Origin of the sequence: Wolbachia endosymbiont of Oedothorax gibbosus, assembly GCF_936270145.1 — a bacterium.
Classification (GTDB): domain Bacteria; phylum Pseudomonadota; class Alphaproteobacteria; order Rickettsiales; family Anaplasmataceae; genus Wolbachia.
Genome location: NZ_OW370537.1, coordinates 797,151 through 820,368, shown reverse-complemented (window position 1 = coordinate 820,368; position 23,218 = coordinate 797,151). Strand labels below are relative to the sequence as shown.

Here is a 23,218-nt window from a genome sequence, read left to right as displayed (position 1 = left end):
GAGGTTTTATATGACTAGTAAAAAAATTACAGTAGTTGGTAATACTCGTAAGTTCAACATCGATCTTAGCAAATTACCGGACAAAATATTAAGTGATCTTGAAGGCATAAGCTGTACTGATATACAACATTCTAACTTTGTGAGCAAAATTAATAAGGTTAAGAAGCCCGGAGGCGTAATGCCTTCCCCTAGTAGAGATACTCGTGAAAAGTCAATCAACTTCGGAGAAGGACTAGATCGCATTTATGACACAAAACCAGCAAGTAATCAAGCAGATTATCCAGAGGGGTTAAATCCATTTGCCTCAGGCCTGCAAAAAATAAGGCTAAGTGCAAGGGAAAGTGAATGGTTGAGCTGGTTAAAAAGTGCAATTGTAACAGCAAAAAATCCAAGTGAGCTGAACAAAGTTGTAGATGAGGCAATAGCTGCTGGAATGAGGATGAATGGGTGTCATGAGGGAGGCCGGAGCTTTGCTGAGTATGTGATATTGGGTATGCATTTTCACAAGTTCAAAAAAGGTGATCAGAAAAAGATAATACGTAAATTAATGCTGAGTGGCGCAGAGTTTGACACTTTATTGAAAAATGAACTCGTAGGTGAAATTTATAAAGAACTGCAACCAGAGGTTCAGCCACAGATAAATAAGCAACTTGAAGAACTGAGAAAAGTCGTTGAAAGTGCTCTTCAAGTGGGAAACGTAATAGGTGTGGAAATGGATAACGACACATATTTTGCGGAATTTTCTGTGGATAGTACAGTAGAGGTTGCAAAAGTAGTAGAAGGTACAAAAAGTTTAGGCCTAAACAAAGGATGGGTGAAATCTGGAAATCACGTCATAAGAATAGGCGATAGTGAAGTTGAGGTCAAAAGCGAGAAAGGAGGTGAGAGAAACTATACCGATGTATCAGACAACAGTGCCTTTGAGATAGCATTTCCAACAAGCATTGGTAGCCTAAGAATTGTAGTATACCATAGCGCAGAAAATGACCATCAAGTACAAGTCAGAATAGTAGATACAGAAATGTGGTCTGAACTACAAAAAAGAGGTGAAATAATAGGAAAAGGTTGCCTTTTTGGAGGAATGACAGTCAAAGAAGCTGTAAAAAGAGGAAGTTTCACAAGAAGTGGCATGTGGAGTAAAGAGCAGGCCAAAGAAAGAGTAAAGGCTGTAAATGGCTCAAGCGAAACTGTGTCTTCGTGGGTTGATAAGACCTGTGGAGATAGTAGAAAAGGACTCTCTAAGGGTTAAATCTCTACTTACAGCTACATTTTCCAGGATATTTATTCATATTTTCCCTGGAAAATTGAGCTGTAGTAAAAAATTATATATATATGGTTATTTCCGTAGAAAGAAATGGCCATTAGTGAAATTGGTTCTTTAGACTATAAAGTAGGACAAAGAGTAAAGTATTGGAGGTTGGAACGAAGGTATACTCAGGAGGATTTAGCGAAGGAAATAGGTGTAACACGTCAAGTAGTACTACAATATGAAAAAGGAACTCGTAGAATTTCAATTGAAAAGCTATACGCCATAGCAGAAGTGTTATCAGTTAGTGTTACAGATCTTATTTCTTTATCAAATGAAAAAATTTGTCTCAAAGATGAAGAAATACTAAATCTAGTAAGAAAATATAAAAAGATTAATGATCAAGAATTACGCAAGGTATTTTACTTATTAGCAAAATTTGCCCGAGTTAGTGAAGAAAGTAGCAAAAAAACGGAGAGAATAAAAATTGCAAAGGGTCTGGTTAAAGCAGGAATTTCTGTTGATGTTGTCTCAAAAACAATTGGCTTATTCGCTAATGAATGTACCAATTGTTCTATACACTACAAAATAGGAAAAAAGATAAAAGAATGGAGACTAGTGCGAGAATATACTCAGAAGGATTTAGCAGAAAAAATGAGTACAACACGTGATGAAATAAGCAACTATGAACAAGGACGCGTAGCTACTCCACTGGGAAAATTATATGAGATAGCGGAGGTGTTATCAATTAATATCATGGACCTGCTTGAACTAACAGAAGATGCAGATGATAAAATAAAAAATGAACTACCTGATTTGATTAAAGAATACAAAGAAATTGAGAGCCAAGAACTACGTAATGCACTAATAAAATCTCTGTTTGAGGGAATACGTATTTGTGAGGAGAAAGTGAGAGAGATAGAAAGGATTAAAGTTGCAAAGGATCTAGTAAAAGGGGGAATTTCTATTGATATTATTTTGCAAGTGGTAGGTTTATCTATTGATATGGTTTTAGATGGATAGCTCGTAAAAAAATTATAGCAATAAAGTTTTTTCTTAAATGGAGGTATATATGTTTGTTTCTGCAAGCAATGTTAGTCCTATAAGCTGCAAAATAGGGCAAAAAATAGAAAATTGTAGGTTAATGCGAGGGCATACTCAAATAGAATTAGCAAGTAAAATAGGTTTAACATACCAAGAAGTGAACAGCTATGAAAATGGGTATATTCCTATTCCAATTGAAGTACTATATGTAATAGCAAGAGTATTGTCATACCAATCTCCACTAATAGATAGACAAATAGTAAAAACTACAAATAATTGAGGCTAGAAAGAATAAATATGTAGTTTATGGCAGGAAAAAGTAAAGCAATAGGAGAAGAACTATATAATCAATGCAAGTTAGAATTAAAAAAATATGGAATAAGAGGAGAGATAGGAAGAAGGTTACAAGCAATAATATCAGCAAAGGAGTATGGTATCTCAAAAGTTGCTAAAATATATAGAATTACGAGAACGACATTAATGAAATGGATTGCAAGATTTAAAGAAAAAGGTGTTATTGGGTTTGCAATACAGCCAGGGCGAGGACCTAAACCAAAACTGAACGAGGAGAAGAAGGAAAAAATAAGAGAGGTAATAGAAGAAGATGGGGCAAATCTGACTGCTAAAAAATTGCAAGGTATAGTTGAAGGAATGTTAGCTATCAAAGTAAGTGAGTCAACGGCGAGAAGGCTTATGAAGAAGCTAGGATTTACATATATCACACCTCGTCCAGCACATTATAAACAAGACAAAAACAAACAAGAGGAGTTCAAAAAAAATCTCAATGAAATTGTGGAAAAGAACCGGAAAAAGGAGGTTTTTTTTCGATGAATCGAGATTTGGAACGCACTCAAAAGTTGGACATGGATGGTTTAAAAAGGGCTCAAGAACACAAGTTAAAGTAAAAATCGGAAGAGAAAACTTCTATCTTTACAGCGCTGTAAATCCCAGGAATGGAGAGGATATTAGCCTACTTGCTCCACATGTAAACACAGATTGCATGAACATATTTTTGGAGCAGATGTCGAAAGATTTGGGGACTAGAGAAGCTTTTCTTATCATGGATTGCGCAAGTTGGCATAGGTCTAAAGGTTTAAAAACTCCTGAAAATATCACCATAATTTATTTGCCGCCGTACTCGCCTGAGCTCAATCCTGTGGAAAGATTTTGGCAACATTTAAAGGAAAATATAATAAAGAACAAGATGTATGACTCTATTAAATTACTTGAAAATGCTGTATCTGAATTTATTCGAGATATTACGGAAAGTTCGATCAAAACCATTTGCTCTGTGAATTATTTGTCTAGTTATTTATGAGGGTTGGTATCAGTTAATGCTGTAGATCTATTACCTAAACCAATAACAGTAAGAGAGTATGAAGATGAAGACGAGGAAATACTCTATCTAACGAAAATATACGAGAATCAAAAGTTAGGCAAAATAGTACCTTCATTAGTCAGATTTGTTCATATTAGCGAAAAAATCAATCAAGAGGAGGCAAGATTAGAAGTAGCAAAAAATCTAGTTAAAGAAGGAGTGTCAGTTGACATAATTTCCCAGGCAACGGGTTTATCTATTTACGAGTATGATAGTACAGAGAGAGAAATCTGCACTGATTCTATATATTACAGAATAGGGCAAAGAATAAGAGAATGGAGGTTGATAAGAAGATATACTCAAAAAGATTTGGCAGATAAAGTTGATTTAACGCTCAAGGAAATACACGAATATGAAAAAGGATATACTGCCATCTCATTTGATAAATTATATGAAATAGCAAGAGCATTATCAGTGAATATTAAAGTTCTACTGCCTAAAACAAGAGAAAGCAAAAAGCTATTGAGTTTAATGGATGAGTACAGAGAACAAGAATCATTAGATGCATTAGTCAAATCTCTATCTGAAGATATGAAAAGTAGCAAGGAAAAAGTTAAAAAAGCAGAGAAAATCAAGATTGCAAAGGATCTAGTTAAGGCGGGTATTGCTGTTGATATTAGACTTCTTTCAAAATTGTTAGAGGGAGTGTAAGATGAAGTATTTGAAAGAATGAAATATAAGGAAATAGAAAAGTTAGAAGGAGAAAAGTTTCGACGTTTAACAGGGGTAAAAAAAGCAACATTTGAGCGAATGGTAGAAATTCTAGAAGTGGAGGATAAAAGAAAAAAAGCTAGAAGTGGAAGAAAAAGTAAACTTTGCATAGAAGACAGGCTACTTATGGCACTGGAATATATAAGAGAATATCGTACATATTTTCATATTGGGCAAAGCTATGGCATGAGTGAAAGTAACAGTTTTAAAATAATAAGATGGGTAGAAGACATATTAATAAAACATCCAGATTTTGCATTACCAGGAAAAAAAGAGCTATTAAGAGTGATGTAGAATATGAAGTTTTAGTAATAGATGGAACTGAAACGCCAGTAGAGAGGCCAAAAAAAAGCAAAAACGCTTTTATTCTGGAAAGAAAAAAAGGCATACTATAAAAACACAAATAGTAACAGAGAAGAAGAGTAAAAAAGTCATATGCACGTCTTTCTCGAATGGTAGAAAACACGATTTTCGGATGTTTAAGGTAGCAGTATTGCCGCAAACTAAAATCTTAGCTGATGCCGGCTACAGGGGAATGCAGAAGATACACAAAAATGTTGTATTACCGCACAGAAAAACGAAAAAGAATCCGTTAAGCAAAGAACAAAAAAAAGAGAACAGAGCACTTATGAGCCAAAGGGCAATTGTTGAAAACGTAATTGGCTTATTGAAAAGGTTTAAAATCATCTCGGACAGGTATAGAAACCGACGAAAACGTTTTGGTTTAAGGTTTAATTTAATTGCTGCAATTCACAATTTTGAGCTCCCTACATGAATTTTGAAAGAAGTCTATTATCTTGCGAGCATCTGGCCTAACTGCTGATGAGTTGGGTGAGTGTCCAAAAATGAATTGACTTGAATTCTGGATTAAAAACAGGGTGCTCAGAGATATTATATTAAGATATAAGCAAAAGTAGTTGTTTATTTAATAAATCTATTTACCATCTCTGAAAATTTGCTTAGATTTCGGTTGTTCAACAGATACCTCTTCTAAACCCCAGTTGCGGATTAGAAGTCAGTGAAAAAGATAGGGAAATAGGGTAAACTCCGGAAACATATTATCAAAAAGTAGAGAGGTTACCCATGAATAAAAATGTAACAGAATTATTTTGCTTTGTAGACGATTTTTGCAAGGCTATAAACAAAAATTTCGCAGAAAAACTCCTGCCAAACAGTAAAAAACCTACCAGAACGCCAGAGATTACGCATTCTGAAATTCTTACTATAATTTTACTTTATCAACAATCTAGATGTGAGGACTTTAAATCTTTCTATACATATTATTTGAAAGCACTATATGGATCTGAGTTTCAAAATTTGCCAACATATAGTAGATTTATTAGGCTAAAACCGAGGGTTTTATGGTATTTAGCATTACTTTTGCAATGGCTATGTGAGCAGTCGAAAATGACAGGGATTTCGTACATAGATGCAACATCTATCGCTGTTTGCCATCCAAAAAGAATCTCAAGAAACAAAGTTTTCAAAGGATTGGCAAAGCTTGGAAAGACTACATATGGCTGGTTTTTTGGTTTTAAATTGCATATGGTAATTAATGAAAAAGGTGAAATTCAAGGAGTTACACTTACTAAAGGTAACGTTGACGACAGAAAACCAGTACCAAAATTAACTGAAAAACTGACTGGTCTTTTGTTTGGTGATAAGGGCTATATAAAGAAAGAGCTCTTTGCAAAACTCTTCGATAGAGGACTAAAACTCGTTACCAAAGTAAAAAAAGGTATGAAAAACACATTAATGCTACTTGAAGAAAAGATTTTTTTAAGAAAAAGGTCGATTATTGAAACAGTTTTTGGCTACCTAAAAGACAGACTTGAGCTTGAGCATTCAAGGCACAGGTCTCCAATAAATTTCTTGGTGCACGTCTTTTCCACATTAGTTTCATATTCCATGAAGCCTAAAAAGCCCTGTATTTCTAGATTTTACTATATTGATTAATCCGCAACTGGGGTTTCTAACCCCAACTATGGATTAGCCAACAAAGAAAGGCATAGAAATAGAGGGCTTTTTCGACTGCATGGAATAGGAAATCAGAACAGAAAAAACATGAATTAGGAAATTTGTTGGTGATCTGTGTCTTGTATGCTCAATCTCAAATTTGTTTTTTAAAGAGCCGAAAACCGTTTCAACAATCGATCTTTTCCCTAGTAAAAACCCCAGTTGCGGATTAATCAATACAGTAAAATCTAGAAATAGAGGGCTTTTTAGGCTTCATAGAATATGAAACTAATGTGGAAAAGATGTGCACCAAGAAATTTATTGGAGACCTGTGCCTTGAATGCTCAAGCTCAAGTCTGTCTTTTAGGTAGCCAAAAACTGTTTCAATAATCGACCTTTTTCTTAAAAAAATCTTTTCTTCAAGCAGCATTAATGTGTTTTTCATACCTTTTTTTACTTTGGTAACGAGTTTGAGGCCTCTATCGAAGAGTTTTTCAAAGAGTTCTTTTTTTATATAGCCCTTATCTCCGAATAAAAGACCAATCAGTTTTTCGGTTAAATTTGGTACGGGTTTTCGGTCGTCAACGTTACCTTTAGTAAGTGTAACTCCTTGAATTTCACCTTTTTCATTAATTACCATATGCAATTTAAAACCAAAAAACCAGCCATATGTAGTCTTTCCAAGCTTTGCCAATCCTTTGAAAACTTTGTTTCTTGAGATTCTTTTTGGATGGCAAACAGCGATAGACGTTGCATCTATGTACGAAATTCCGGTCATTTTTGACTGCTCACATAGCCACTTCAACAAGAGCGCTAAATACCCTAAAACCCTAGATTTTAGCCTAATAAATCTACTATAGGATGGCAATTTTGGAAACGCTGATTCGTATAATAATTTCAAATAATGTACATAGAAAATTTTAAAATTGTCGCACTTGATATAGCAATATTATGGTAAAAATCTCTGAATGCGTAATCTCTGGCGTCCTGGTTGGTTTTTTGCCACTTGGTAGAAGTTTTTCTGCAAAATTTTTGTCAACTGAATTGCAAAAATCATCGATCAGGCAAAATAATTCTGTTACATTTTTATTCATTGGTAACCTCTCTACTTTTTGATAATATGTTTCCGGAGTTTACCCTGTTTTCCTATCTTTTTCACTGACTTCTAATCCGCAACTGGGGTTAGTTTGACTCCTGCATCGGATAATTCATACCTGCTAGATTAAGTCTAGATTACTACATTTAATATTTAAAACATTCCCCTTCTTCCTAATGCTACTTCTCCTTAACTTGACTGCGTATGGAACAATTAGGTACGAGAAGAAACACAGAAAATATGTTATTTACAAAAATTAACTATCAATTTGATCGGATAAGTTAATACCGATACTGCTAACAGACCACTAACCCACAAAACAATAAACCATAACCATTGTTTAACTTGAGGATGGCGTTTTAGCCATGAGACTACTAACTTATTAATATGTGTGTTCATAATTTGATTTTCCACGAAAGACATAATAGGAATAACTAGTGTAAGTTAAAATGAGCGGTAAAAGCGGTATTATAACAATAAGCATTAAAGATAAACTTGGCCCGGAAGCAGCTGCATCAAGAATGGTATATCGAAAAGGTACGATCCACGGATAGAGACTAATTCCTAAACCTAAATATCCCATAAAAAAAATAGCAATACTGAGAAAGAATGGACGGTACTCCCGTTTAGTATTCTGAAGATCAAACCACAGCATGAAAAATAGCCAAGATGTGAGTAATGGAATAGAAAATAAATAATAAAAATTTGGCATACTAAACCAAAAGTTTTTAATACGTTCATTTAAAAATGGTGTCACTACACTCACTAGTCCCATGAAAATACCTACAAAACCAAGCGTATAAGAAGCAACCTTGCGTGCCCATTCTTGTGTTATATTTTCTGTCTTCATTATGAGCCATGTAGAACCTAAAAGTGCATATCCAAATATCACAGCAACGCCTGTCATTACACTAAAAGCACTTGCCCAATCAAATTGGCCACCAGAAAAGTTGCGTCCGTTTACTTCTACACCATGTATAAATGCGCCTAAAATCATGCCCTGGCAAAATGCAGCACCAAGTGACCCAAAATGAAAGGCATAATCCCATAATTGCCTGTATTTTCCTTCTGCCTTAAAACGAAACTCAAAGGATACTCCGCGCACTATAAGGCCAAGCAGCATAATAATGATTGGAATATAAAAAGCAGGCATTAATATTGAATATGCAAGAGGAAAGGCAGCAAACAACCCTCCACCACCTAATACCAACCATGTTTCGTTTCCATCCCAAAATGGTGCAATTGAGCTTATCATATGATCACGGCATTTATCTGACGGTGCAAAAGGAAGTAAAATACCAATACCTAAATCAAACCCATCCATTAAAACATACAGTAAAACAGCTATGGCAATTAGTAATCCCCAGATTAGGGGTAAATTAATTAAGGAAGAAAAATCAAACATGATTGTTGCCCTTTCCAGATTCAATTACTGAAGCTCCAATACCGTGTTTATAAAATTGCTCTTCTTCTTTAATGACGGGAATTCCTTTGTATATAAGTTTCAGGATATAGTAACTGCCTGCTCCAAATATAAGGGTATACATAACGATAAATGCAATCAAAGACCATGCAACCTGAAAACCGGTAATCGCAGGTGAAAATGATTCAATTGTGCGCATAATTCCATATACAGTGTAAGGTTGACGACCAATTTCAGTAGTAAACCAACCTGCAAGTAACGCTATGAACCCAGACGGCATCATTGATATCCACCATCCATGTAAGAAACAACTTTGGAATAGCTTACCACGAAAGTATTGTATAACACTAACTAATCCAATCATAATCATTAAAATTCCGATTCCAACCATTACACGGAAGGACCAAAATACCCATACCACAGGTGGTCTATCTTCTTTTTTCCATTCCTTTAATCCTTTTACTTCTCCTAAAAAATCACGTGTTAAGATCAAGCTGGCAAGATTAGGAATTTTTATCTCGTAGTGATTAATTTCATTTTGCTGATCCGGATAAGCAAACAAGAGTAAGCCAGCCCCTTTTTCGGTTTCCCATATACCTTCCATTGCAGCAATCTTAGCAGGTTGATGCTTTAGTGTATTTAATCCATGCCTATCCCCCATGAACAGCTGAAAAGGTGCAGCTAAAGCGACCATAATGGTTGCCATACCAAGCATAATTCTTGCTTGAGGAGCATATAGTTTTCTCCAAAGATAAAATGCTCCTACACCACCAACCACAAAAGCTGTTGTAAGATAGGCTGCTGTTACCATATGAATAAAGCGATAAGGGAAAGAAGGATTAAAAATAATCTCTAACCAATTGGTTGGATATAGAAGACCATTCTCACCAATCGTGAGTCCAGCGGGTGTTTGCATCCAACTATTGGCTGCAATAATCCAGAAAGCTGAAATAAGCGTCCCCACTGCAACGATACAAGTAGAAACAAAGTGCATACGAGGACTTACCCTATTCCATCCAAACAACATAATGCCTAAAAAAGATGATTCTAGAAAAAAAGCTGTTAAAACTTCAAAGGAAAATAGAGGGCCGAGAACATTGGCTATGCGGTCAGAAAAAATTGACCAATTGGTACCAAGTTGATATGACATTACAACTCCAGACACCACTCCCATGCCAAAAGCAACGGCAAAAATCTTGATCCAGAATTTATAAACATCACGGAAACGTGTATCACCAGTCTTAAGCCAACACCATTCCAAAAAGGCTAGAAAACTTGCAAGTCCGATCGTGAAAGCAGGAAATATAATGTGAAAGCCTATTGTAAAGGCGAACTGAATTCGAGCTAATAGTAAAGAATCAAATTTAAACATTTCAACTAATAACTATATGCTACAAGTAAACCAAATTTACCTATAAATCAAATCCTTTTTTTAAATATTTTAGCTAAAATATCACACCAATTAGCATAACAAAGTTTTTAATTATTTACTTTCCCTAATATCGCAAAAAGATCGTATATTTGTGAGAACAATTTAAACAAAAGCGGCGTTGTGAAAATAAAAGCTTGAAATTGCTACAACAAAGCCATATACGTTAGTTCATATCTAAATGTGGCTAAAGTAGGCTAAAATAGCTGCTTTTATGATATAGTAGAATTACTATAAAGAAAAGTTCGCACGTATCGTTTGGTAGACCAACGCATTCCAAGAAAAACACTTCTCATGCTTGCTGGTTTCGGTTGCTGGAAGTGGTTGTGTTATTTAAATTCTTAATAATAGATTTTATTGAATTAATAATAATTTACTTGGGAATAAAAGGAAAATTTATGATATTTTTATATCTTAAATAGAATGAAATCTTTTTTATTAATATCGTCCTTTTTGCAAAAACATTCCTAACTTTTCCACCACTTTTTTGGCTAAGATCAAGGCACAGATCACCAAAAAATTCCCTAATTCATGTTTTTCTGTCCTAATTTCCTATTCCTTGCAGTCGAAAAAGCCTTCTATTTCTATGCCTTACTTTATCGACCGATTCATAACTGGGGTTTCTTGATCTATATTTTCTACTTGTACTCCACTTACAATAGCTATATTTTTTGACTTGCCATCACTACCAGAATACTTGTCTATTATATTTTCTAATTCAATCTCAAGCTCTTTACGAAGGGCTAAATGTTCATCAGGTAGTGCAATACTACCATATTCCTGCAATACCAGCTTTTCTTGCAAAGAACATAAAATTGATAAATCTACTAAGCAAATTATAAGCGATACAGTAGCAATTATATTGTAACCATATACTGCTGCAACAATTCCAGCAACAACTGAGATTGGTAAAGTAAATAGTACGACAATGCCTAATTTGCTTATTCCTTCTCTGTAGCTATAAAATGATTGAGTTACAACCTCACATAGGTCCTCTTCTGTCAGATCAAAAACCACGCCATAATTAGGATCGTAAAATGCAAAGCTATCATTTGAATTTTTCTTTATTAGTACAGCATGCCCATTCTTACGTCCAGAGATATAATATATTTGCATATACCGATTTTGATTCATTGATGCTAGGTTTAAGTCTGCTACAGTTAGTGTCCTTGGCTTTTTCATTACTAATGCAAATGATTCTAATCTTTTGTATACTTGTTTATAGTCTTTTATAAAATCTTCTTGTTTATCTATTTCAAGCCGCTCAAGAATATCACGACATATTTCTGCTTTCTTACGAATAAGAGACTCTAATTTGTCCGTTTCGTTGCTTGCTCTCTGAATACGTGCTTCTTCTAAAATCATTTCACCATCTTTGAATTTCTTAATTAAATCACCTATTAGTGATCTTTTTTTCTCAATACTATCAAATGCTTTAACAAAAGATTCTTTGTTAACTAACAAATCGTTCAAAGTAACATATTCACACAAATATCTACATATTCCGTCTATTTCTTCCCGATTGAGAAATTTTTTATAGTCTTGAAACATTTGTTCGTCAGATTCAACGATATTCATTAAATCTCTCTGTGCATTAGGTACAAATCTTTCTTTGTATTGAGAAAATATTCCATTCATAAAAACCCCACCTTATTAAATGATCATACATATAACTTTTCATACTACTCCTCAAGAGTTATTTTAATCACATATTTAGATGTACAGCAATTGAACAACCAGCAAAAACAAGGTCTCAAGACCGTGAATAGTGTTTTATTTTTGAAGCCTTTCAATTTTACTGACCGGTAACCCAGTAAATTTGGCAATAGTATTGATATCCATTTTATCAGCAAGCATCTCCTTAGCCACTGCTATTTTAGCCTGTTTTTCGCCCTTTTCTTCACCAATTTGAATACCTTCTTCTCTGCCTTTTTCATGACCGATTAGGATGCCTTCTTCTCTGCCTTTTTCGTGTCCAACCTTAAGACCCTCATCAAACTTTTGAGCAAAAGCAGCTATCTCATCCATTATGCGTTTTTTCATTTGTTCATATGCTAGTAACTCTTCTTCTGACCAATTAAACTTATTCATCTCTTCATAAGCTCGTTTTATGATGACGTCACTACCAATTATTTTATCTAGGTCCTCTTCGTTTGTTTCTGCTGCATAGCGAAAAAAGTAACACCATTTTTCTACTATATTTTCTAATTGATCTTCTTTCGTTTTTGTAAATTTTGGTAACTCTATAAATACGAAGTAAAAATCCTTTAAGTCGTGTTCAAAGCTATTCTTATCTAAGATGACATGATTAGATTTGTACTCAGCCTTATCTGGAAAAATAATGCAATCAGCAACAGCTATAAAGATTATTTCCTTGAGGTTATGGTAATCATCACCTTGATCTGCTTGACTTGAATAGGCTTTAGCAGCATAATATTGAGCACGTTTTTCGAAGCCCTTAGTCTTAGTGAATTGCATTTCTATAATATATCTTGAACCTTGAGAGTCTTTACAAAGAACATCGACAATACTCTGCTTTTTAGCGGCAATCTCAGGATCCAAAATGGTAGCTAAAAATTGAACGTCCTGAATAGCAGCTAAGCCAGTAAAGCCTAAAATATCGTTTAAGAAATGAATTAGGATATCTTTATTCTTCTCGGTGCCAAATATTCTCTTGAAGGCGCAATCATTTCGTGCGTCAAGAAATTTCGAAAGAGCCATAACGAACTAACCTAAAAAGCATTAATAATTATACACAATTCTGAAGAAATATTCAACTCTTTTGTGTTTAAATCTTATTTTTTTAAACTTTGGGTATGTTAGAGAAAAAACAACTGTCAAAGATGGCCTAAGAACAGCATCTTCTGCTTTAGACGTCCATTTGTACATCTTTTATCAACCCTTCTATAAAGTATCTTAAAAGACTAGCAAATGGATATCATGAATTTAGCAGCAAAAAAAACATTAAAGACGCTTTACATCATAAAGAACTCGAATTTCATAGTAAATTTATGCAGATGGAACCCATTTTAACTTGTCACATCATAGGCATTTAATATACTTCAACAAAATGTAGGCAAATATGCTGGCAAAATTTCTATCTCAAACTCCCAAGCAGCTAAAGGAACATTGTGCATTATTAAGCAGCGAGGAAAAGCAAAGTCTTTATAGCAAGGTGCTGAATGAAGCTAAAAATACACCTAGAGATTCAAGAGAAAGTTTAGATAAGCTAAAGAAGTTGAGTAAAGTGGCTGTTGCAATAGAAGAAACTATTGATCTAGAAAAGTTTAATGATGATCATCCATTAAGAGAAATTAATATTGCAATCTATGCTCCTGAAGAAGCTAAGAACTACCTATTTAGCCTTAGTGATTCATCGGAACTGTATGATTTAAAGGAGGATAGGGAAAAAGCAATTTATCAGGCGATCAAATCAAATGATAGGGAGTTAGTAAAACATCTATTAATGATCCTTACGTCAGGTGATATTGAACTTGAATTTTTTAAGGAATTAGAGGTGTTACTGTCAGAAGCATATGAAGAATTAAAGGAGAACTTATCTCAGGATATGAAAAATTATCTAGAAAAAAATATAAGTTTAAAACGTTTTGTGTGTAGTAATGTTAACATATTAGTAGCCAAGCCTGTTAATGTACGAGCAATGATAAATCTATTTATAGTTCAATCTGGTGCGAATTATAAAATAGATGAATTGTTGCTGATTAAAATAGCAGAAGGCTTAGAAGAAGGAGAATTACTATCACAAATAAATCAGATGATAGAGACGCTGAAAAAACATGAAAGGTTTGTAGAATTGGAATACAAGGTAAAAAGGTTAAAATCAGAACTAGCAAGTGGAGAGAGCAAATATTCAGATGAGGTTATGAAGTTTATTATAGAGGAACGAGAAAGAGAGATGAGAGAGATTGGAGATAAAAGCAACCAGGTAATAAGAGAAAGAGAGAAATTATTATCAAGATTAAGCAATAATTCTAATAGAAGACATTAGTGTGCGAATTGGCAGAAAGCCTAAGCTACAAAGTTAGGCAAGAGATAAGAAATCGTAGATTAAGGCTGGGATATACTCAAAAAGATTTAGCAAGTAAAATTGGTACAAAATATCAGGTAATACTACAATATGAAAAAGGAACACGTAGAATTTCAATTAACAAATTATATGAGTTAGCAGAAGCATTATCAACAACTGCTAGAGATCTAGCTTGCGGACAAGAAGTATCAAAAAGGTATGAGGAAGAAGAGATATTAAATCTAGTAAGAAGACATAAAGAAATTAAGGATCAAGAATTACGCGAGATATTTTATTTATTAACCAAATTCATCCGTATTAGCGAGGAAAAAAGCGGAAAAGCGGTGAAAATAGAAGTAGCAAGGGGTTTAGTTAAGGCAGGAGTTTCTGCTCACGTTATCTCTCGAACAACCAATTTATCTATTAGTGAATATGAAGAGAAGAAGATTTCTATTCCGTATAAAGTAGGGCAAAGGATAAAAGAGTGGAGGTTGAGACGAGAGTATACCCAAGAAGATTTAGCAAACAAAGTCGGCATAACAAATCAAAGGATATACGAATATGAACAAGGGCGAGCTGCCGTTTCACTTGAAACATTAGATGAAATAGCAAAGGTATTATCAATCAGTATCATAGATCTACTTCCCGAATCAACAGAAGATGAAAATAGCGAAGTTGGGTTATCAAATTTGATAGAAGAATACAAAAAGATAGAGAGTCAGGAGTTACGAGATGTGCTGATCAAATCTTTGTTTGAAGGCATACATGTTTGTAATGAAAAGATTAGAGAAGCAAAGAAGGTTGAAGTTGCAAGGAATTTAATCAAAGAAGGAATTTCTGTTGATATTATCTCGCAAACGACTGGCCATAAGTTTTAAGTAAGATCTTTTATATTTCCATAAAAAATAAACAAAAAAAATTGAAAAATTGATTTGACTTCACCCGAAAGCTATGGCTTTATGCCAATACTGCTAAAAAATAGCAGTAAACATTTAAAAATAATTTATTATTAGTGAAGGATATATTATATGAATAATAACAATAAAAGTAAAGATCGTAGAGAAGAAATAGAGTTCAGAGCATTGGTAAGCAAAGGACATGCTTTACTAGATCGTGAAATAATAGAAACGTTTCTGAGTGGAGCGCATGATGGGGTCGAAGCTAGCATTATTGCTGAAAGGCTAATGGATCGTTTTAAAGGAATAGGAAGGATTTCAAGTCTGGAAATAGATGACCTGAAAACTATAGAAGGGGTAACCGACTCTACAGTTACAGCAATTTTATGTCTTAAGGAAGCTTTAAAGAGGGTGCCGAGAGAAGAGTTAAAGAAAGGACCAGTAATAGGTGGTAACTTAGAAAAGCTCGTAGAATATTTAAAGGCATGTATAGGTCATTTAGAAAAGGAATGTACAATAATAATATATTTGGATCAAAAGTTCCATTTAATAGGGGAAACAGTGTATGTTGGTAAAAAGGATAGTGTACCTATTTGCATACATGAAGTGGCAAGAAAAGCAATAATAGAAAAAGCAAAGTTAATGATAATGTCGCACAACCACCCATGCGGAAGTTTAAAGCCATCTGACGAGGATCTAGCTGTAACTAAAAAATTGGCTGAAGCCTGTAAGACTATAGAGATTAGGTTATATGACCACATTATCGTTACAAGTAAAAGCTATCTTAGTCTGAAGAAAGAAGGACTGTTATAGTCCGAAAAGAAGAGCTGCTCAAAGGTAATTTGAAGTAAAAATTCGTTATTGGGAAGTGCTGAGCAGCTTTTTGATGTCTCAAAAGTCGTTCTTTTGAATGCAGGAAAATATTTGCAAACACATTAATTACCCTTATAATTAATGAGAAAGCATACATCTAGTTAACAATAAAGTAATAAAGCTAGGTGTAAACTTAGAAAGTATTTTAAATAGCGGAGGCTAGTATGAGTAATAAAATAATTGTACCTTTTAATGATAAAGGGGGAAATACTTACGAATTAAACATTGATCTTGACGTATTGTCGAAGGATAATAGCATATCTAAAGCTATTGTAGGCATCTGTAAGAAAAACCAGCAGTCTATCCCTGCAGGCGATGATCTTAGCAAATTACCGGAGATATTAGATGCTATTGCTGGAAAGAAAAACCTGTTGTCTGCCTTTCTAAGTAAAACGACTAATAAGAAGGCTAAGAACCTTGAAAGTAAAAAGCCTTCTTCTCAAGATGGTCGTGACAAACCAAGCAACTCGGAAGAAGGACTTAATAATCATTATAGCAGACAAGGTCGTTCAAGGAAATCAAATCCATTTATCTCACCGCTGCAAAAAATAGAGCCAAGTTGGGATGAAAATGAGAAGTTGAACCAGTTTAAAGATGCAGTAATAAAAGCAGAGAACATAAATGAAGTGGTTGAAGCCTTAAAACAAGCAATAGGTAAAGGAGTAAGGATGAATGCATATTATGATGGACAGCGTAGTTTTGCTGATATCGTGATGTGTAAAATACTTTCGAACCAATTCACAAAAGATGAGCAGAAAAAGGTTGTGGGTGCATTAATGTTGAGAGGCGCAACATTTGGTTACGATCTGTTAAATGATAAACTTGCAAGCGAAATTTACAGCAAACTGCAACCAAATATTCAACCGCAGATAAATGAGCGACTTCAAAAGCTGAAAGAAGCTGGTGAAAATGCTGTTCAAGGAGGAAGCGTAGAAGAGGTAGAAATAGACAACGATACATTTTATATGAAATTTTCTGGTGGTAGAGTAGAGCCTGCGAAAGTAATAGAAGGTACAAGCAATTTGGGTCTAAACAAAGGATGGATAGAATCAGGAAGTTACATAATAAAAATAGACAATGGGGAAATTGAAGTAAGAAGCGAAAAAGGAGGTACAAGAAATTATGTTGATCTATCAGATAACAGCGATTTTCAAATGACGCTTCATTCAAGCCTTGGTGAGCTAAAAATTAGATTGTGCCACGATGCAGAAAATTACGGTCAAGTACAAGTAATAGTAGAAGACAAAAAAACGTGGGAGAAATTACAAGAAGAAGGAGGAGAAATAATGGAAAATTGTCTGTTAGGAGGAAAGACGATCGAAAAGGCAATAAGAGAAGGAGGTTTCACACGGTGTGGCATATGGAGTGAAAAGAGGGCCACAGAAGAAATAAAGGCAGTTGGCAAGAATGAAACATTGTCGTGGGTGGATAGAGTACATGGGGGTAGTAAAGCAACCACTGTGGAACGTTAAACAACCGAATTCCTTCTCCACTTACAACGGTTCCTTAAAAAGAGCGGAGAAGGAGGTAGGGGGTATACGTAGAAAAAAATTTACAATAGAATTCAAAGTTAAAGCTAGCTAAAGGGTCATGAGCGAGAACAGCAAGAGTAGTGGATTAGGTAAATGGATAAAAGAGTATAAAAAAAGCTCTAAGATAAGCCTGAAGGTAAGGCCGGCCTCCCTGCTTTACCTTATTTTTGGACGATTTGAAGTTTTTGCAGTTAAAAATTAAGGAAGAACTTTAATAAAATTTTAGAACAGGATATATATTTGTTTTAAAGTTCGTGTGAAAAAGAGTGGCTCCTGATTCTATAAACTACAGAGTAAGGCAAGAAGTAAGAAATTGTAGGTTAAAGCAAGGATATACTCAGAAGGATCTAGCGAATAAAATCGGTGTAAAGTACTGGCTAATATTGCAATACGAAAAAGGTGGACGTAGAATTCCAATTAAAAAATTATATGCCATAGCAGAAGCATTATCAACAAGTGCTAGAGTTCTAGTTTCTGAACAAACAGACGAAAAAAGATGTTTTGAGAATGAAGGAGAAGGGATACTAAATCTAGTAAAAATACATAAAGAGATTAAGGATCAAGAATTACGCGAGATATTTTATTTATTAACCAAATTCATCCGTATTAGCGAGGAAAAAAGCGGAAAAGCGGTGAAAATAGAAGTAGCAAGGGGTTTAGTTAAAGAAGGAGTTTCTGCTCACGTTATCTCTCGAACAACCAATTTATCTATTAGTGAATATGAAGAGAAGAAGATTTCTATTCCGTATAAAGTAGGTCAAAGAATAAAAGAATGGAGATTGAGACGAGGATACACTCAGGAAGATTTAGCGAATAAAATCGGGGGGATAACAAATGTGCGCCAAGAAGCGTGTAAGGAACAGTTGGTGAAAATCCAACACGGGTAAAGCTTAGCCAGCAGCCTGGAACAGACCATTATATTGCGTAAGGTAACGAGCGTGGTAAAGCTAATGGAATGGACAATATAGGGTGCAATGAAAGTGAAGGTATTGAGTCCCGTAATTCCCGCGTCATGGGGGTTGACACCTTATTTTTGGTGGAAGACAGCATGGGTAATAACGCTAAGGCAAGATATTACTCACCCCATCGGGATCGAAGGCCGCGTCATGTGTTGAGATGGACCTTACGTGAACTTGGGAGATCCTTTGTATTCCTGTAAGGGTACTCTAGAACAAGCCAATAAAGGCGAGGAATGGAGAATGATACAAAGGAAGTCGGACTGACTGATAGTACTCAGAGTGTGGGAAAGCCACATACAAGGGGAAGCGGTCAGCAATATAGTAACTGGTATAGGGATTGCTATATCAATACAACAGAGATTGGAGGAATATGCAAGGAAAACTAAACCAGATAGCAGAAAGGGCTAAGCAAGATAAGCGAGTAAAATTTACATCGCTAGTTCATTTGATTAATGAAGAGAATCTTGCAGAGTGTTACAAGGAACTAAAACGCAACAAGGCTTGTGGTATAGATCGTGTGACAGTGGAAGCTTATGGAGAAAATCTAGAAGAGAAACTTAAAACACTAGTGGATAGTATGAAGAGAAAGCAATATCAACCGCAACCAGTGAAAAAGGTATACATACCCAAAGCTGGGAGCAAAGAGAAGCGCGGACTCGGAATACCGTCAACTGAAGATAAGTTGGTACAGATAATGCTAAAGAAGATATTAGAAAATATTTATGAAGCAAACTTTATGGACAATTCGTATGGATTTCGACCAGGAAGAAATTGTCATCAGGCGATAAACGCTCTAGATAAAGCAGTTATGCACAAACCAATTAACTATATTGTAGAAGTGGATATCAAGAAGTTCTTTGATAATGTTCAACATAAATGGCTAATGAATTGCCTAAGGGAACGAATAGCTGACCCAAATTTATTGTGGTTAATAAAACGATTTCTAAAGGCAGGAATAGTTGAAGTTGGATGTTATAAAGCAACCGATCAAGGCACACCACAAGGTGGTATAGTAAGCCCTGTATTAGCTAATATATACTTACACTATGTGCTGGACTTATGGTTTGAAAAGAAATTTAAGCCAAAAGCCAGAGGATATATACAGCTAATAAGGTTTTGCGACGATTTTGTAGTTGGCTGCGAGATGGAAGAAGACGCAAAAGAATTTCTAGAATTACTAAAACAAAGACTAAGTAAATTTGGGTTGGAAATAGCTGAAAATAAAACAAAAATAGTAAAGTTTGGTAAGAAAGAATGGTATCAAGCAGAAAGAGAGAAACGTAGGACGGCTAGCTTCAACTTTCTAGGATTTACACATTATTGTGGAAAAAGTCGTAATGGTAAACTTATGATGAAGCAGAAAACTTCAAAAATAAGCCTAGCCAGAAAGATTAAAGAAATCAAAGAGTGGTTGAAGATGGTACGAAGTCGTATCTGTCTCAAAGATTGGTGGCAGAAACTTAAAGCCAAACTAACAGGACACTATAGCTACTTCGGGGTTAGCGGAAATTATCGGTGTTTGATTCAATTCTATCGACCGGTAACAAAGCTAGCATTTAAGTGGATAAACCGACGTAGTCACAAGAAAAGTATGGATTGGGAACAGTTTACATACTATTTAAAAGTAAATCCACTACCAAAGCCAAAGATATATGCTTCTTTGTACACAGGAGCACTAGTGTGAACGCTGTATTGTGGAGCCGTGTGCGGGAAATCCGCAAGCACGGTTCTTTTGGGGGGACTATGATTAAGAGACCAAATCGCTGGTTTTCAAGGTCATGAGTCTCTACCAGACCCCCATCCTTCAGAAAGCCCTATATCTCTGCTTTTTATCTTTTTTAGATAGTCAGATGGGTTCTTACTACCTGTCAGAAAAGCTACTACTTCTGTTATTACGTACCACCATTCTCCATCGTGTAATACTCTAGTAAAATTGCTATTATCAAATGCAGTAGTCTCAATATCTCCTTCTTTTAAAGTTAAAGTATCAGTCATAAGCAACCTCTATAAGTTAAGAATAAACATAAAAACTAAAAAGACACTATTTTTAAGTCAGAAAAAATATTACTTACAATTCAATAACTTTCCAAAATCAATTATATGTGAAAAGTAACCGCTATCCATAACATCATCACTTACATCATTAACGTGGATAAGGACTGGACGACATGAAAAGCCTTTTGGACGATTTAGTGCATCTATTTTCTTTTGTACCTCTTGTATTATTGAATGACCAATTTTATCTTTTGAAAATTTGATTTCGCAAATGTAGAGAGTGTTAAACTTCGTTTGAATCATATAATCAATTTGACAACCTGCACTATTACGCGTTCTTTTCTGAAAAAATGGATTCTCGCTTATTATTCCATCAATTCCTAAGATATTATGTATACTCTTTCTATTGTTCAGCACCAAATTTTCAAATTGAAGCCCAATAATTGTATACCACTCTGGTAAGAACCCTATATAATAGGTGTCACGACTAATTTTTCCTAGATCTTTTTCGATATATTTTAGATAAAACCTTAAATAATTATCTTGAAGTCTGTACCTCCTGAGTCGTGAATCAGTACCCGTTTTTATACTCCAAGTATGATCCTTTGCAATAAAACCAGCAAGCTCAAGTTCATATAGATACTCAGAAATGCGTCCATGTCTTACGATATTTAAAGTAGCACAAATTTCTTCTTGTTCTTTAGCTCCAGTAGAAAGAGCTCTGACTATTTGCTTATAAAAAGCCGTTTTTCGCATGAATAAATCTGAGAATATTTGATTAAATTCTTCAACTAAAAACCCACCTTTTGTAAAACAAAGCTTTTTAATATTTTCTTCAGCGCTATGTTTAAAATTTACCTCCTCTAAATACTTTGGAATTCCGCCAGTTACTGCAAGCACCTTAAACTTTTCATATGCTGAAATGTTTTTTGGCCAAAATTCATTGCAATCAGAAAGCGATAATTCTCCGAGTGTTAAAGTTAACGATATTCTTCCTACGAAGCCAGTACTACTAAGTATATTTTTCTCGATCCAGGATGAAGCTGATCCACAAACAACGAAAATTAGCTTGTTATTATTTTTTAGCTGCGTATCCCAAAAATTTTTTATTTTGCCTAAAAAAGTTGGATCTTTTGAGCCCATCCAAGAAATTTCATCAAATAGCAATAATATTTTCCCTGATAGTAGACGTTCACCAACTGACCATAGTAAATCACTCCAATCATCATATCTAGCAAAAGACGTATTAAATTGTCTAGCAACTTGTCTAGAAAATTCATTAAGTTGGTGGGATATTGTAGTATGCTTTTCTGGTGGCAAACCTATAAATGAGTAATATTGCTCAAAATACTTACCAAACTCTTGAATTAAACGACTTTTTCCTATACGACGCCTTCCTTTGACTACTACAAAAGAAGCAGTATTTTTTTCTGTAAGTTCCAGTAGTTGCTTTAACTCAGCTTGCCTACCAATAAATAATGGAGACATAAAATACGAAATATAAATCTTTGTCTCCATTGTACGTGATAAAATTAGAGACGTAAATAAATAAATTTCGATCTTTGTCTCCATTTTGAACTATTAAGCGGGTTAAGAGTTCTGTAGCTTCTGTTTCTTCTTCTATGGCAGTAACTTTTTTCCTTGAGCTTCATCTACAATTTGCTGATTTCATTACTGAGAGTTTTGCAATTAATTGCTCAGAGGTTTGCAATAAAAGTTGTTGTATTTTCATAAAGTCTCCATTAACCCCTTCACAAGTCGTTCAATCTTTTTTGAAGAATTTTCTTTGTAAAGTGTAAAAAATGTGTTAAACTTACTAGTAAGTTTACTTTGCAATAGTTGGGTTACTAAAGATGCCTTTTATTTGCGTTTTAAAGGGCATTATAAGCGTTCTTTAGTGTGGCTAGTAAGTTTATACCCTAAAGTTACAGATAGCTTTAAAATGCAGCTTTTGCCTCATCTAAAAAAATTAAGAATATAAGGCTGTTTATTTTGCTTTCCTCAATCTTTTCTACCTCAAGTCTTCATCGCGCTTGCATAAAAGCCTTATTAAAGCAACTAGACCCATCTCACTTGAAAGTTATTGAGTATTCCGGAAAATCCGGAGATCTGAATTCTTAGTTCAGCTATTAAACTCAGTAGACCAGCGTTATGCGTTTGTTAAAAAAAAGATGACGGTTAGAGCCTCTGTTAAACTTATGGTAGAAGTAAAGCTATTGCAAAAATAATGTTTCAAAAAGTCTACTAACCATTTGTTCTTTAGGTTTGAAAAATTTTCTTTGCAACTAACAAAAAACACGATAAACTAACTGTAGGGTTTCTTGTAGTAAATAAAAGTTTGAGGTAAAAAATAATTTAGAAATGCCTCGTAATCGAGTTTTAAGCTACCCTACATGAGCAATTTAGTTCTTGGTGGTATAATTGTACCCTGAAGTTGTAGAATCGCTTTAAAACGCAATTACGGGTCATTTGTTTTTCACTGCCTTTACTTTATATTTTTATTATAGGTTGCAACTCCATAGACAAAGTAAAATTATGAAAGGACATCAAAAAACGTTAAGTTCTTCTCTTAACTGATATATACTATGTACTATAGCATAGTATATATTTATATATATATAGATTTTTGCCATCTTGCCAACTTCCCCAAACC

18 protein-coding genes and 4 pseudogenes are annotated in these 23,218 nt (G+C 34.6%); 14 read left to right on the top strand and 8 right to left on the bottom strand.

The genetic code is table 11. The features are described from left to right. The first annotated feature begins 10 nt into the window (after nucleotides 1–10). The 7 genes and pseudogenes from NBW37_RS03975 to NBW37_RS03945 all read left to right on the top strand — a co-directional run bounded on the left by NBW37_RS03975 (nucleotide 11) and on the right by NBW37_RS03945 (nucleotide 6,335). Nucleotides 11–1,249 (top strand): hypothetical protein, encoded by a 1,239-nt coding sequence (locus NBW37_RS03975; protein ID WP_250295839.1) that lies wholly within the window; start codon nucleotides 11–13, stop codon nucleotides 1,247–1,249. Between the two features lie 105 nt (nucleotides 1,250–1,354). Next, nucleotides 1,355–2,269 (top strand): WO male-killing family protein Wmk, encoded by a 915-nt coding sequence (wmk, locus tag NBW37_RS03970; protein ID WP_250295838.1) that lies wholly within the window; start codon nucleotides 1,355–1,357, stop codon nucleotides 2,267–2,269. Nucleotides 2,270–2,318: 49 nt separating this feature from the next. Further along, the gene (locus NBW37_RS03965) at nucleotides 2,319–2,570 is read left to right on the top strand and encodes a helix-turn-helix domain-containing protein (RefSeq protein WP_250295837.1); all 252 of its coding nucleotides are present in this window, start codon (nucleotides 2,319–2,321) and stop codon (nucleotides 2,568–2,570) included. A gap of 26 nt (nucleotides 2,571–2,596) precedes the next feature. After that, nucleotides 2,597–3,608, top strand: a protein-coding gene (locus NBW37_RS03960; protein WP_250295836.1) for an IS630 family transposase whose coding sequence is annotated in 2 segments (ribosomal slippage) — nucleotides 2,597–3,109 and nucleotides 3,111–3,608 — 1,011 coding nt in all. Because the reading frame shifts where the segments join, the coding sequence is not laid out codon by codon here. Nucleotides 3,609–3,611: 3 nt separating this feature from the next. Continuing rightward, nucleotides 3,612–4,319, top strand: a pseudogene (locus NBW37_RS03955) (helix-turn-helix domain-containing protein); the annotation flags it as partial. Nucleotides 4,320–4,337: 18 nt separating this feature from the next. After that, a pseudogene (locus tag NBW37_RS03950) lies at nucleotides 4,338–5,154 on the top strand (IS5 family transposase). A 308-nt stretch (nucleotides 5,155–5,462) separates the two neighbouring features. Beyond that, nucleotides 5,463–6,335, top strand: a complete 873-nt coding sequence (locus NBW37_RS03945) for an IS982 family transposase (RefSeq protein WP_250295817.1) — start codon at nucleotides 5,463–5,465, stop codon at nucleotides 6,333–6,335. A gap of 33 nt (nucleotides 6,336–6,368) precedes the next feature. On the opposite strand, the pseudogene NBW37_RS07880 reads toward NBW37_RS03945, so the two are convergent. From NBW37_RS07880 to NBW37_RS03915, 6 genes and pseudogenes are all read right to left on the bottom strand, one after another. Then, a pseudogene (locus tag NBW37_RS07880) lies at nucleotides 6,369–6,548 on the bottom strand (transposase); the annotation flags it as partial. 16 nt (nucleotides 6,549–6,564) lie between these two features. Beyond that, a pseudogene (locus NBW37_RS03935) lies at nucleotides 6,565–7,429 on the bottom strand (IS982 family transposase). Nucleotides 7,430–7,813: 384 nt separating this feature from the next. Further along, nucleotides 7,814–8,836 (bottom strand): cytochrome d ubiquinol oxidase subunit II, encoded by a 1,023-nt coding sequence (gene cydB, locus NBW37_RS03930; RefSeq protein WP_250296992.1) that lies wholly within the window; start codon nucleotides 8,834–8,836, stop codon nucleotides 7,814–7,816. After that, nucleotides 8,829–10,226, bottom strand: a complete 1,398-nt coding sequence (locus NBW37_RS03925; protein WP_250295835.1) for a cytochrome ubiquinol oxidase subunit I — start codon at nucleotides 10,224–10,226, stop codon at nucleotides 8,829–8,831. Before NBW37_RS03925 ends, cydB begins: the two co-directional genes overlap by 8 nt. A gap of 648 nt (nucleotides 10,227–10,874) precedes the next feature. Next, nucleotides 10,875–11,921, bottom strand: coding sequence for a hypothetical protein (locus NBW37_RS03920; RefSeq protein ID WP_250295834.1), 1,047 nt, complete (start codon nucleotides 11,919–11,921; stop codon nucleotides 10,875–10,877). A 135-nt stretch (nucleotides 11,922–12,056) separates the two neighbouring features. Continuing rightward, complete coding sequence (locus NBW37_RS03915) at nucleotides 12,057–13,004, bottom strand: Rpn family recombination-promoting nuclease/putative transposase (protein WP_250295833.1); 948 nt, start codon at nucleotides 13,002–13,004, stop codon at nucleotides 12,057–12,059. Between the two features lie 361 nt (nucleotides 13,005–13,365). Between NBW37_RS03915 and NBW37_RS03910 the strand changes: the two genes are divergently transcribed. From NBW37_RS03910 to ltrA, 7 genes are all read left to right on the top strand, one after another. Next, nucleotides 13,366–14,292 (top strand): hypothetical protein, encoded by a 927-nt coding sequence (locus NBW37_RS03910; protein WP_250295832.1) that lies wholly within the window; start codon nucleotides 13,366–13,368, stop codon nucleotides 14,290–14,292. An 8-nt stretch (nucleotides 14,293–14,300) separates the two neighbouring features. Continuing rightward, complete coding sequence (gene wmk, locus NBW37_RS03905; protein ID WP_250295831.1) at nucleotides 14,301–15,188, top strand: WO male-killing family protein Wmk; 888 nt, start codon at nucleotides 14,301–14,303, stop codon at nucleotides 15,186–15,188. Between the two features lie 150 nt (nucleotides 15,189–15,338). Beyond that, nucleotides 15,339–16,019 (top strand): JAB domain-containing protein, encoded by a 681-nt coding sequence (locus NBW37_RS03900; RefSeq protein ID WP_250295830.1) that lies wholly within the window; start codon nucleotides 15,339–15,341, stop codon nucleotides 16,017–16,019. Between the two features lie 224 nt (nucleotides 16,020–16,243). Then, nucleotides 16,244–17,551, top strand: a complete 1,308-nt coding sequence (locus NBW37_RS03895) for a hypothetical protein (protein ID WP_250295829.1) — start codon at nucleotides 16,244–16,246, stop codon at nucleotides 17,549–17,551. Between the two features lie 326 nt (nucleotides 17,552–17,877). Then, nucleotides 17,878–18,498 carry a helix-turn-helix domain-containing protein gene (locus NBW37_RS03890; protein WP_250295828.1) on the top strand — a complete coding sequence of 207 codons (621 nt, stop codon included), beginning with the start codon at nucleotides 17,878–17,880 and terminating at the stop codon, nucleotides 18,496–18,498. 305 nt (nucleotides 18,499–18,803) lie between these two features. Continuing rightward, nucleotides 18,804–18,956, top strand: a complete 153-nt coding sequence (locus NBW37_RS03885; protein WP_250295827.1) for a hypothetical protein — start codon at nucleotides 18,804–18,806, stop codon at nucleotides 18,954–18,956. Further along, complete coding sequence (gene ltrA / locus NBW37_RS03880; protein ID WP_250295826.1) at nucleotides 18,941–20,254, top strand: group II intron reverse transcriptase/maturase; 1,314 nt, start codon at nucleotides 18,941–18,943, stop codon at nucleotides 20,252–20,254. The genes NBW37_RS03885 and ltrA overlap by 16 nt, the downstream gene beginning before the upstream one ends. A gap of 92 nt (nucleotides 20,255–20,346) precedes the next feature. Here ltrA and NBW37_RS03875 read toward each other — a convergent pair whose 3' ends face one another. Together NBW37_RS03875 and NBW37_RS03870 are read right to left on the bottom strand one after the other, a co-directional pair. Beyond that, the gene (locus tag NBW37_RS03875) at nucleotides 20,347–20,565 is read right to left on the bottom strand and encodes a BRO-N domain-containing protein (protein WP_250295825.1); all 219 of its coding nucleotides are present in this window, start codon (nucleotides 20,563–20,565) and stop codon (nucleotides 20,347–20,349) included. Nucleotides 20,566–20,634: 69 nt separating this feature from the next. After that, nucleotides 20,635–22,137 (bottom strand): AAA family ATPase, encoded by a 1,503-nt coding sequence (locus tag NBW37_RS03870; protein ID WP_250295824.1) that lies wholly within the window; start codon nucleotides 22,135–22,137, stop codon nucleotides 20,635–20,637. Nucleotides 22,138–23,218: the final 1,081 nt, after the last annotated feature.

Excerpts from the sequence above, each read along its gene's own strand:
- NBW37_RS03925 (WP_250295835.1), bottom strand. The coding sequence starts at position 10,226 with ATGTTTAAATTTGATTCTTTACTATTAGCTCGAATTCAGTTCGCCTTT.
- NBW37_RS03945 (WP_250295817.1), top strand. The coding sequence starts at position 5,463 with ATGAATAAAAATGTAACAGAATTATTTTGCTTTGTAGACGATTTTTGC.
- NBW37_RS03920 (WP_250295834.1), bottom strand. The coding sequence starts at position 11,921 with ATGAATGGAATATTTTCTCAATACAAAGAAAGATTTGTACCTAATGCA.
- NBW37_RS03975 (WP_250295839.1), top strand. The coding sequence starts at position 11 with ATGACTAGTAAAAAAATTACAGTAGTTGGTAATACTCGTAAGTTCAAC.
- NBW37_RS03915 (WP_250295833.1), bottom strand. The coding sequence starts at position 13,004 with ATGGCTCTTTCGAAATTTCTTGACGCACGAAATGATTGCGCCTTCAAG.
- ltrA (WP_250295826.1), top strand. The coding sequence starts at position 18,941 with ATGCAAGGAAAACTAAACCAGATAGCAGAAAGGGCTAAGCAAGATAAG.
- NBW37_RS03910 (WP_250295832.1), top strand. The coding sequence starts at position 13,366 with ATGCTGGCAAAATTTCTATCTCAAACTCCCAAGCAGCTAAAGGAACAT.
- NBW37_RS03965 (WP_250295837.1), top strand. The coding sequence starts at position 2,319 with ATGTTTGTTTCTGCAAGCAATGTTAGTCCTATAAGCTGCAAAATAGGG.
- NBW37_RS03885 (WP_250295827.1), top strand. The coding sequence starts at position 18,804 with ATGGAGAATGATACAAAGGAAGTCGGACTGACTGATAGTACTCAGAGT.
- NBW37_RS03870 (WP_250295824.1), bottom strand. The coding sequence starts at position 22,137 with ATGGAGACAAAGATCGAAATTTATTTATTTACGTCTCTAATTTTATCA.
- NBW37_RS03895 (WP_250295829.1), top strand. The coding sequence starts at position 16,244 with ATGAGTAATAAAATAATTGTACCTTTTAATGATAAAGGGGGAAATACT.
- cydB (WP_250296992.1), bottom strand. The coding sequence starts at position 8,836 with ATGTTTGATTTTTCTTCCTTAATTAATTTACCCCTAATCTGGGGATTA.
- NBW37_RS03900 (WP_250295830.1), top strand. The coding sequence starts at position 15,339 with ATGAATAATAACAATAAAAGTAAAGATCGTAGAGAAGAAATAGAGTTC.
- wmk (WP_250295838.1), top strand. The coding sequence starts at position 1,355 with ATGGCCATTAGTGAAATTGGTTCTTTAGACTATAAAGTAGGACAAAGA.
- NBW37_RS03875 (WP_250295825.1), bottom strand. The coding sequence starts at position 20,565 with ATGACTGATACTTTAACTTTAAAAGAAGGAGATATTGAGACTACTGCA.